The organism is Limimaricola sp. G21655-S1 (genome assembly GCF_027213785.1).
Taxonomy (GTDB): Bacteria; Pseudomonadota; Alphaproteobacteria; order Rhodobacterales; family Rhodobacteraceae; genus Limimaricola.
Map to the genome: position 1 here is coordinate 1 of NZ_JAPWGO010000044.1, position 8,120 is coordinate 8,120.

Here is an 8,120-nt window from a genome sequence, read left to right on the forward strand (position 1 = left end):
CAGGCTCATAACCTGAAGGTCGCAGGTTCAAATCCTGCTCCCGCAACCAACAAACACGTACCGAACGCAGAACCGCCCTGGCCCGCAAGGGCGCGGCGGTTCCGCGTTTCGATGCCCTCCGAAACGAAGGCCAGAACCGAGGCCAGCGCGCCCACCAGTGTCACGCTGCAGGGTCCGCGGCCCGTCTCGGGCGGGCCGACCTCGATCCGGTCGATCAGGCTGCGGATGGACTCCATCGCCTCTGGACGTGTGTCCTCGTCGTCCAGAAGCGCCGTCAGCTTCGACACTTGGCGCCGGTACAGCTCCGGCACGTTGGGGTGAATCTCGATAGCTGGGGCAGGGAGGTCTGCCTCGATCCGGGCAAGCTCCGCTTCGAGACGTGTCTTGTCCGCCTCCAGATCCTGCAGCTTGCGCCGCACGCTGGCCGGCGGCGTGTCGCTCGACAAAATGTAGTCGAGGCAGCGGGCGATGCCGCGCTCCGTCTCGGCCAGCCCTCGGCGCAGCTTCGTTGCGTCCGACTGGCGACTGCCGCGCAATCGCGCGAGCTCTTGCCGGAACGCCTCCGCGAAGGCCTCGAGCAACGCCTCGTTGCCGACCAGCAGCCGCTGCAACCCGCCGAGCACACGAGTTTCCAGATCGACCACCGCGATGCCGTGCCGGGCCTCGCAGGTGCCCTTCTCCCGCCGCGTGGCGCAGTAGTAGCGATCCCGGCGCGCGATGGTCATGCTGCCGCCACAGCAGGCGCAGACCGCGAGGCCCGACAGCAGCCGCTTCTTGGTCTGGCGGGTGTTGCCGGCCCAGCCGGCATAACGGCGCTTCAGCTCCTGAACGCGGGCCCAGGTCTCGTCATCGATGATCCGCAGCTCCGGGACTTCGGTGGTGATCCACTCCGCTTTCGGGTTGGGCCGCGAGATCCGCTTGCCGGTTTCGGGATCCTTCACGAAGTGCTGCCGGTTCCAGATCAGCCGGCCGAGATAGAGCTCGTTGTTGAGGATGCCGTTGCGGCGCTGGCGGCTGCCGTTGACGGTCGAGGCGTTCCAGGCGCCGCCCCTCGGGCCCGGGATGCCTTCGGCGTTGAGAGCGGCCACGATCTTCCGCGGCGGGTGGCCGGCGGCGTATTCGTCGAAGATCCGCCGCACGATCTCCGCCTCCGTCGGCTCGATCTCGCGTTCGCCGGTGACGGCCGTACCGTCCGCCAGAAAGCGGCGCACCACCCGGTAGCCGTAGCTGTTGCCACCTCCCGAAAAGCCGGCCTCGACCCGGCCCCGCAGGCCGCGCCGCGTCTTCTGCGCCAGATCCTTCAGGAACAGCGCGTTCATCGTGCCCTTCAGGCCGATGTGCAGCTCGCTGATCTCCCCCTCGGCCAGGGTCAGCAGCCTGGCCTTCGCATGAGTGATCCGCTTGAAGATGGCCGCGACATCCTCCTGGTCGCGGCTGACCCGGTCCAATGCTTCGGCGACCACCATGTCGAACCCCTTGGCACGCAGGTCGGCCAGCAAGGCCTGCATGCCGGGCCGCGTCTTCAGCGCGCCGCCGCTCAGCGCATAGTCGGTGTAGATCTCGACCGCCGGCGCACCCTCGCGCTCCAGCACCTCTCGGCACAGGCGGATCTGGTCCTCGATCGAGTTCGCGGATTGCAAATCCGAGGAGTAGCGGGCGTAAATGGCGGCGCGCATGACGCGATCCTTCCTGTTCATGGGGTCTGCCGTTCGACTGTCGCGTTGCGGCCAAGGCGGCCGCGCCCGCGGGCCGCGGCTCTCGCACTCCGGCGCCGGTCCTGCAGGTGCCTCTGCCAGAGGCCGACCGCGGCCGTGTCGCGGGCCAGATCGTAATGCGTCTCTGCGATGCGCCGATCGGCATGGTGCAGCAGCGCCGGGGCGAGCCAGACCAGATCTGGGTCGGTCTCACCAAGACTGGTCACCGCGCAGTCCCGGAACCGGTGCGGCGGAATGCCGATGCCGAAGGCCGCCCTGGTCCGCCCCATCACGCATGCATATACCCCGGTCTCGGCCAACGGCACGCCGCGCCAGGAAATCCAGAGGTGGTCGTCCTTGCCTTGGCCGAGGAGCAAAGGCCGGTACTGCGCAAGGTAGCGCTCGATGGCGGGCGTGAGGGCCTCCGGGAGTGATTGTTCGAAGGGCCGGTGGTTCTTGGTTTCGCACTCTTCGAGCAGAAGGACATAGCTCTTGTCGCGCCTCACCATGTGCCGCCCGAGGCGAAGCCCGGCCAGGTTGCCCCGCCGCAGGGGCCGGCAGGTGAGCATCAGGATCATCAACCCGTCGCGATAGAGTGCCGCCCGCCAGAGCGGCCGAGCCACCTCGCCGTGCCGGATCAGGTCCAAGCCCAGCTGCAACAGGTCGTGGCTGGGGCGGATTTGCGCGCGCTTGAAGCGGACCGGGCGACCGCGGGCCTTCAGCCGGGCACGCGCGCGTCGCAGGTACGGAAACTCATTGTCCGGCGCCATGACGCGCAACGCCTGTTCCAGATCCCGGATCCGGTTGCGCAGGGTCAGCGGCGCGACCGTCGCCTGCAGTTCGGCGATGAACCCGCGCAGCCGGTCGGGGGTGAGGCGCTCCTCCGCTTCCGTGTCCTCATCGAGGTGCCCCTCTCGGTCGAGATAGGTGAGCCAGCGGCCATAGGCGTCTTGCACCGACTTCCGCGTCGCTGGCCGCCAGTGCACCGCCAGCCCGCACTCGTCGAGAAGCCCACCGGGAGTGACCGCAGCCTCCCAAGCGCGCCGATCCGCCTCGGGCCACTCGGGCAGCTTGCGACAGCGTCGTGCCGGATCGCGCTTGGGGTCGAGCGGTCCTGCATTCTCAGCCATGACCAATCTCCTTCAGCACGGCGCCGCGGATCCCCAAAACCAGTGCGTCGTAGCGGCGCACCGCGACCTGGTCGTGCACGCCCGCGTAGCTGCGATGCGTCGTGTCGGCACTGCGATGGCCCAGCACCCGCCGGACCACCTCGAGGCCTTCCGGGTTCTCGGTGAGGTAGAGCGTCGCTGCGAAGTGGCGCAGCAGATGCGGATAGACGTAAAGCCCGGTCTCGGCGCGGATGGTCTTGGTGAACTGGCGTCCGAACTGCTCGGCCGCCTTCGGACTGCTCGGACTTGCGCCCGGGAACAGGAAGCGGTTCGGGTTTGCTCCGAGTAGCGGCAGCAGTTGCTCCGTGTAGAAGTCCAGCAGCTTGGCGCTCTCCGGCGGGATTGGGTAGTCATGCACCACGCGGTTCTTCACCTCGTCCTCCTCGAGCAGGATGACCGTCCGGCCGCCCACCCGCAGCACGTGCCGGCCCAGCTGCAGCGCGACGAGGTTGCCGCGCCGGATCGGCCGCATGAGCAGCAGCTCCAGCGCCAGCGCCACCTGCATCAGGCGGGCGTCGGCAGCGGTCAGCTCTTTCTTTCGCTGCAACCGCCGCTGCAGGCGCTGGGGCAGGACCAGAAGCGTTTCAATCGCGTCGCGATCGATGAATTGGCGCAGTGCCTCCCGCGGGCGGGGCTTCAGGCCGGTGCGTGGCGCCGCGACCCGTGATCGCATCCGTTTCAGTGTCCTGAGCGTAGCTGCGTCGGCATGCACCGCGTGCTCGGCCGCCAGCACCAGCACGTGGGCGATCTGTGCCAACATCTGGCTTTGCTTCACACCCATGCGGGTCCGGTGAAACTCCAGCGCGGTCTCGACCGCCTTCAGCTCGACCAGCATGCCAAGCGAGGTAATCGTCTCGAGCGGCCGCCCGCTGTGCATCAGGCCCGCGATGGCCTGGCGCAGGGCGTAGCGGTAGCTCGTGACGGAGGCTGGACGCAGCGGGCGGAGCGGGCCGGTCTCGCTCAGCAGATCCGCTTCCTTCGACATGGAGGCGAGCCAGCTCTCGATCTCCTGCCGGAGCGGCAGCGGCACCGCCTCCCATTCCGGCGAGTAGGTCCTGCGATTGTTCGGGAGCGTGACATGCTGCAGCGCCAGATCTTCGGCGGTCTCGGCCAGCCGGTTCCAAAGCACGCAGACGTCCCGAAGAGCGCGCTCCGGCTTGGTCTTGAGTGTCTGTGTCTGAAGATAGCTCAGGAAGTCGGCCGTCACTGTATCATCGACGGCAGCAGGCGTGATGCCTCGGCCATCGCAGTAGCAGGCGAGCCGGGACAGCCCCCAGTGGGCATGACCAAGCGCCTTGAGGTGCAGTTGCAACTCTGCCCATTCGGCAGAGATTGGCACCTTCGGCTTCGGCTGGTCCGGAGCCAGGCCGATGCGCTTGAGCGCGAATGCCACGTCGGACCGGATCGTCTCCCAGCGGTGCGGCTTGATCCCGGCCTGCGCCGGATGGACCTGTTCGAGCCGCTCGCGGAGGAACCAGAATGCGGCCGGAGCTTGGGTGGGCGCGACGTCCAGCACGGCACAGAGACGGCGGATCGACGAGGCAACATTGCGCCGGCGCGCGTCGCTCAGCCCGGCATCGGCTTGGATGCTCTCGATCAGAGCGCCCATTGAGATCGGGTCAGCTTCACTAGTGGGTCTTATGGGTGTCTGGAGCAAGATAGCCTCCGGCATCAGGAAAAAGGTGTTCGGGACAGGAGCGGCATCAGGAGGACGGGAGCGGACAAGGTGGTCGAATCAGGAAACCGTAGCACGTTTCAGCCCGGTGCTTTGCGAGGGGGCCCTCTCCTGATGCGCTCCTAAGCTGTTGCCATGAATGGACACTATTGGACCGGGGGTCGGGGCGTTAAGGGCGTTTCGATCGCCCCACGATTACTCCCCCAGCATCTGGCGCAGCCGGTAGCTCCGCAGATCCTGGGGGCGGATGCGCAGCAGGCGGCCGTTGCGGATCGCCGGCAACCCGCCTGACTTGATGCGCCGGCGGATCGTCTTCGGGCTGACATTCTCGAGTTCGGCGACCTGCTGGATCGTCAGTAGTGTCTCGAGGTCAGGGGCGAGGGTTCTGGGCATGGGAGCCGTCCGTCTCTTGCGAGGACGCGGCCACGTGGTCCTGTGCGGCCAGTCGACCCATCAGCCGGGCCAGCGCCAGCAGCGCGGCATGGGTCGCCGAGGCGTCCCCCACTGGGCTGTCGGCTGGCTGTCGCTGTCGGTCTCGAGGCTGCACGGTCGCTGCGTCCTGATTGCGACCCTGTAGGGCCAGAAATCCCGGACAGCGGCAGGGCAGGGCCCGCCCGTTCCCGGACTGGACAGCTTGTACGAGCGAAAAATTGGACAGCAGAATGACTGTCCAAAAATTTATTCCGAGCTTCTCAGTTTAACGGCGCGCTGGATGGTCTTCGCGCTCACGCGGAACTTCTCTGCGGTCAGCTCACAGGCAAGCGTCTTGCGTACGCCGTTCGCTCGCAGGCGGTCGTACTCCTGCAGGTAGGCCCCTCGCCGCGCTGCTCTCTCTTCCGGCGTGCCATGCTGCTTCTCAAGGGCCTTGTGTCCGATAGCTCTTTGCTTCGCACCAACGAGGAAGTCCGCCTCGAACAGGTCCTTCATGCCCGCCTCATTGGCAAGCGCACCTACCTCGAAGGCCAGCGCCATCGCCTCGTCAATGCTCCCGGCCTTCTGCTGCCGACGGGCCTTCTGCAGGAGCATGAGTACCCTTGCCGCATATCCTTCGGCCGAGTCAGACGGGTAACCACAAAATGGCACTGCCAGATCAAGTGGCAGATCCGCGTTGTGCAACTCGGCATCGAGATACATTTGATCGTCGACCACGGCCCAAGCGCCGTCAGGGGTGACCAAATAGGATACTGCGGGGTCGGAAGGCAGTCCGGCAGACTCTAGGATCTGCTTCGCAAGCATTTCGAGCTTCCTAGACACTCTGTCGAAGCTGCTCCGCTCGAACGTCTCGATCGCCGCCCGGATCATCCTCTGAATGTCATCGGTATCGGTCGGGTCGAACTTGAGAACGGCCCGTTCCGTCATGCCGCTGCCGGTGGTCCTGGTGATCTTCGGCATGGTCATGCTCTCCTGCTCAGAAGTCTGAAAGGAGCATAAGGTCGGCAAATTGAGAAGGGCAGTATCGCGATGGACGCATCGGTCTTCCTCGTATTGCATGTCCGGCAGAATACGAGAATTCTCCCAGGCCCGGCGGTCCAGTTTCTCGGAAGCAGGTCAGCGAGCCGGCGCAACCCGACCCCGCGCTACGCCCACCTACGGCTGACGGCGGCGCGGCTCAAGGGCGAGCTGGAGCGTGAGGATTTTGGCCGTCATGGGTGGGAGAGCTGGGCCAATGCCTGCGAGATCTTTGGTTTCCAGAAGAAGCGGCCCAGAATTTTCCGATGCGCTGCCGCCATTGCCGCTGATATAGCGGCTCAACCCGGCGCGATCACCACCAGATGCGGCTGATGGGCCGCGGCGCGCATCGCCGCCGCTAGGTCTGGCAGTGCACGTGCGCCCGCCGCGATCAGCTCGGCCCGGCGGCGGGGGCCGGCGATGTCGCTGGCCAGATGCGCCATGGCGTGGCTTATGAGCTCCTCGCGCCAGAGCAGAGGCCGGTCGAGCATAGCCAGAGCCGGGACAATCCCGCGCTCGATCCCCTCGGCGCGGTCGAGCCAGTCAGGGGCCTCGGCAAAGACCGCGAGCGTGGCCTGAATGCCCGGGTCGCGGATCGAGATCAGCCGCAGATGGCCGGTCACCGGGTCGAGCCGGGCCTGCGCGCCATAGGCGCCGATCCGGTCGCGGACATGCGGCCAGAGCCAGCCAGTAGCGAGGCGCTGCGCCGCCGCCGCCACGCTGCCCGGCTGCGGGCCGAGATCGAGGCCGCGCGCCACCGTCGCCGCGGCGACCGGCAGCGCGAGGCGGACGGGTCCTAAGCAGGGGGGCGCCGGCCGTGCCGGGCTTGGCGGGGCGCCTTCGGCGACGGTTCGGGCCAGCGCGTCGTGCAGTGCGTCCAACGTCACGGCGGGACCGGAGAGCGCGCAGAAGGGGCGCGTGCCGAGCAACCGGTCGCGCAGCGCGGCGAGACGGTCGGCGTCGGCGCTGACGGGGGCCTCGAGCGCGGCCTCGGTCGCGCCGGCGGCCCCCATCTGGGCGCGCAGCATCAGGTCGGCGGCCTCGTGGCCCTGGCCGGTGAGCTGCGCGTGATGACGGGCGGCGCGGGACGCCGCCAGCGGTGCCGGGTCGGGCAGGGGGGTGGTGCCGCGCGCGAGCAGTGCGGCGACCAGTTCGCGCGCCTCGGCCACCGGCGCGGTGCCGCGCAGCCAGAGCCGGGCGGCCACGCCGCCATCCGGGCGCGGGGCGGCGCGGGTCTCGGCGGTAATGCCGGGGGGCGCGGCATGGCGCAGCGCCTCGGTCAGCAGACCGGCGAGGGGCAGGTCGGTGGCAGGCAGCTGCGCGAGGTCGAAGCCGAGATCGAGCTGCACCAGACCGCTGTCTCTCGGCATCGACAGCGCCTCGGCCGGGCCGATGCTAACGAGACGGGCGGGGCGCTCGGAGGCGTCGCGCGGCCAGTCGGCGCGGGCGGGGGCGCCGAGTGCGGCGCGCGCGCCGGGTCGTTCGGGGCGGTCCATGGTCGCGGCGAGGCGGCGGGCGCGGCGGCGGATCACCGGGTCGGCGGCCATCGCCCGGGCGCGGGCGGCGAGGTCCGGGGTGGCGGCCTCTCGGGTCAGGGTGACGCGGTGCGGGTTGTCGCGCAGTTCGGTGGCGACCAGCGCCGCGAGCCGGGCGGGGTCGGCGCTGGCGTCGCCGAGGCGCAGCGCCCCGATCGGGTCGCCGCCGTCGCGCCAGCCGCGCAGGGCCGCGAGCCCGCGCAGCAGCGGGGCCGGGCGGCGGGGATCCTCGGCCAGACCATGCCGCAGCGCAAGGCGGGCGCGCGCGGCCCGGACCTCGTCCGGGTCGAGGCCGCGCGACAGCCGCTCGATCGCGGCGAGCAGGCAGGCCTCGAAGGCCGCGACCCGGTCGGGGGCGATGGCGGGGAGGGCGATGCGCAGCACCGGTGGGTCGATCTCGGGGTCCATCGGGTCGAGGAGCGGTTCGGCCGGAAAGCCCGCATCGGTCAGCGCCCGCCGCAGCGGCGCGGCGGGGGTGCCGAGCAGCGTCTCGGCCAGAAGCGCGGCCTCGGCGGCGGTCGCCCCGCGCAGCCACCAGGCGATGGCGGCGGGTGCGGGGCCGTGCGCCGCGAGCCGGCGGCGCGGCGCGTGCCAGCGG

General features: G+C 69.0%; 8 protein-coding genes. 1 reads left to right on the forward strand and 7 read right to left on the reverse strand.

Going from position 1 to position 8,120, the window contains the following annotated elements:
* Positions 1 to 5 precede the first annotated feature (5 nt).
* The 6 genes from O4G76_RS19480 to O4G76_RS19505 all read right to left on the reverse strand — a co-directional run bounded on the left by O4G76_RS19480 (position 6) and on the right by O4G76_RS19505 (position 5,930).
* Entirely contained in the window at positions 6 to 1,676 is a 1,671-nt protein-coding gene (locus tag O4G76_RS19480; protein ID WP_269398819.1) for a recombinase family protein, read from the reverse strand.
* A gap of 17 nt (positions 1,677 to 1,693) precedes the next feature.
* Positions 1,694 to 2,824: a hypothetical protein gene (locus O4G76_RS19485; RefSeq protein WP_269398820.1), complete on the reverse strand. Its 1,131-nt coding sequence runs from the start codon at positions 2,822 to 2,824 to the stop codon at positions 1,694 to 1,696.
* A complete protein-coding gene (locus O4G76_RS19490; RefSeq protein WP_269398821.1) occupies positions 2,817 to 4,472 on the reverse strand; it encodes a site-specific integrase in 1,656 nt (551 codons plus the stop codon). The genes O4G76_RS19485 and O4G76_RS19490 overlap by 8 nt, the downstream gene beginning before the upstream one ends.
* Positions 4,473 to 4,733: 261 nt before the next feature.
* Complete coding sequence (locus O4G76_RS19495) at positions 4,734 to 4,931, reverse strand: helix-turn-helix domain-containing protein (RefSeq protein WP_269398822.1); 198 nt, start codon at positions 4,929 to 4,931, stop codon at positions 4,734 to 4,736.
* The gene (locus O4G76_RS19500) at positions 4,909 to 5,043 is read right to left on the reverse strand and encodes a hypothetical protein (protein ID WP_269398823.1); all 135 of its coding nucleotides are present in this window, start codon (positions 5,041 to 5,043) and stop codon (positions 4,909 to 4,911) included. The genes O4G76_RS19495 and O4G76_RS19500 overlap by 23 nt, the downstream gene beginning before the upstream one ends.
* 173 nt (positions 5,044 to 5,216) lie before the next feature.
* Positions 5,217 to 5,930: a hypothetical protein gene (locus O4G76_RS19505; RefSeq protein WP_269398824.1), complete on the reverse strand. Its 714-nt coding sequence runs from the start codon at positions 5,928 to 5,930 to the stop codon at positions 5,217 to 5,219.
* 69 nt (positions 5,931 to 5,999) lie between these two features.
* Here O4G76_RS19505 and O4G76_RS19510 point away from each other — a divergent pair, with 69 nt between their 5' ends.
* Entirely contained in the window at positions 6,000 to 6,320 is a 321-nt protein-coding gene (locus tag O4G76_RS19510) for a hypothetical protein (RefSeq protein ID WP_269398825.1), read from the forward strand.
* On the opposite strand, the gene O4G76_RS19515 is transcribed toward O4G76_RS19510, so the two are convergent.
* The coding region (locus tag O4G76_RS19515; RefSeq protein ID WP_269398826.1) for a hypothetical protein at positions 6,287 to 8,120 on the reverse strand (1,834 nt) is incomplete at its 5' end. The genes O4G76_RS19510 and O4G76_RS19515 overlap by 34 nt on opposite strands.